Source organism: uncultured Campylobacter sp. (assembly GCF_938045625.1).
GTDB lineage: Bacteria > Campylobacterota > Campylobacteria > Campylobacterales > Campylobacteraceae > Campylobacter_A.
The window spans coordinates 1-1975 of the sequence record NZ_CALIAV010000106.1; the positions used below are offsets into that span (position 1 = coordinate 1).

Annotated in this window: 1 protein-coding gene; it reads left to right on the forward strand. The window is 46.1% G+C overall.

The genetic code is table 11. The annotated features are described in order from the left end of the window. Positions 1-74 precede the first annotated feature (74 nt). Positions 75-1754, forward strand: coding sequence for an anaerobic C4-dicarboxylate transporter (locus Q0386_RS10105; protein WP_299030516.1), 1680 nt, complete (start codon positions 75-77; stop codon positions 1752-1754). Positions 1755-1975: the final 221 nt, after the last annotated feature.

The following is a 1975-nucleotide window of genomic DNA, read 5'->3' on the forward strand; positions in this document are numbered from 1 at the left end:
ATTTTTAATTTTTTTATTAGTATTTAATTTTAATATTTATATAATCGCGGCGTAATTTCCAAAAAGGAGAACAAATGGAATTCCTAACCAGTTTGAGTGAAAGCACTCAGTTCACTCTCCAACTAATCGTAGTGCTCGGATGTCTATTCTACGGCGCTAAAAAAGGCGGTATGGCGCTAGGCGTACTAGGCGGCATCGGTCTTGTTATCTTGGTATTTGCATTCAGTATGAAGCCTGGCAAACCAGCAGTAGACGTCATCCTAACGATCCTAGCCGTCGTCGTAGCAAGCTCAACGCTACAAGCCGCGGGCGGTCTTGACGTTATGCTTCAGATAGCGGAAAAAGCGCTAAGAAAAAATCCTAAATTCGTCTGTATCCTAGCTCCTCTTTGCGGCTGGACGCTAACCGTTCTATGCGGCACGGGACACACGGTTTATACGCTACTACCGATCATTTACGATGTATCTATCAAAAGCGGCATCCGTCCAGAAAGACCGCTGGCTGCTACTACGATCTCGTCTCAGCTAGCTATCATCGCTAGCCCGGTTTCGGTTGCGGGCGTATCTATGGTCGCCGTTTTGCTAGGTACCGGTACCGTTCATATCGACGGCTTTACTAGCTACGTGGATCTACTAAAAGTCACTATCCCGGCAACCTTTATCGGTATGCTTATCATCGGTACTTACTCGATCTTTAGAGGTAAAGACCTAGATAAAGACCCTGATTTCCAAGAGAGGATCAAAGACCCTGAGCAAAGAAAATATATCTACGGCTCAGACGAATCTCACTCTCTAATCGGCGTAAAACTTCCTGCTAAACAGTGGAACGTGATGTGGATATTCCTAGCTACTATCGCTATCGTGGCGGTTCTAGGCTACTATAAACAACTCCGCCCTAGCTGGACTAGCGACGTCCCTGGCAAATCTATCGAAATCGTAGTAGATAAAAAAGTAGTTAAAAACATCACCGTAAAAGACGGTCAAGTAGTATCTACCGTCACCGATAGCAAAATTGTCTCAAACGTAAAAGACAATAAAGTAAAAGACGCTACTAAATTTACGAATGTAGAAGTCCTAGATAAAGACAAGAAAGTAACTCAAACTATCGTGCTTCAAGACGGCAACGTAGTTATCACCAAAGGTGATAAAACCGAAACCGTCGCAAACGCTAGCATCGTAGTAAAAGATACTATGAAAAAGACCGCGCCTCTAGGCATGGTCGATACGATCCAAATTTTCATGCTACTAGCTGCGTCTATCATGATGATCTACTCAGGCATCAAGGCTGCTAAGATCGCTCAAAACGAGATCTTCCACAGCGGTATGGTCGCGCTCGTAGCGATCTACGGCATCAGCTGGATGGCTGATACGATGTTCCACTCTCACATCGAGATGCTAAAAGGCTCGCTAGGAGAGGTAATGAAGGCCTATCCGTGGATGTATATCGTCGTAGGTATGCTGATTTCTAAGTTCCTAAACTCTCAAGCAGCAGCTGCCGCGACATTCGTACCGCTTGCAGTTCAGATCGGCGTGGATCCAGGCATCATCGTCGCGTTTGCTACGGCTTGCTACGGATACTTTATCCTTCCTACATATCCGAGCGACCTTGCGGCGATCCAGTTTGACCGCTCAGGCACTACAAAGATCGGCAAATACGTCATCAACCACAGCTTCATCATCCCTGGCCTTATCGGCGTGTTTAGTTCATGCGCAGTGGGTTGGGTGTTGGCTAACCTTTACGGATTTATTAAATAATCTTACTTTTAGACAAGCTGCCTTTGCGGCTTGTCTTTTTCCTTTATACTTCGTTGGAAACTCGGTCGGCTTCGGTCACGGACGACTAGTCCACTCCCTCGCCTCCGTCGTTTCCGCCTCGTCTCCTCGTAGCGAAGTCTCGTTACGAGCGCTTTTCCGAGATTTTACAAAATTTTCGCTCCGCAGGCTATATGCCTAGCGCACGCTCAATTTTGCTTCTT

Coding starts and splice junctions, on each gene's coding strand:
- Q0386_RS10105 (WP_299030516.1), top strand. CDS start 75: ATGGAATTCCTAACCAGTTTGAGTGAAAGCACTCAGTTCACTCTCCAA.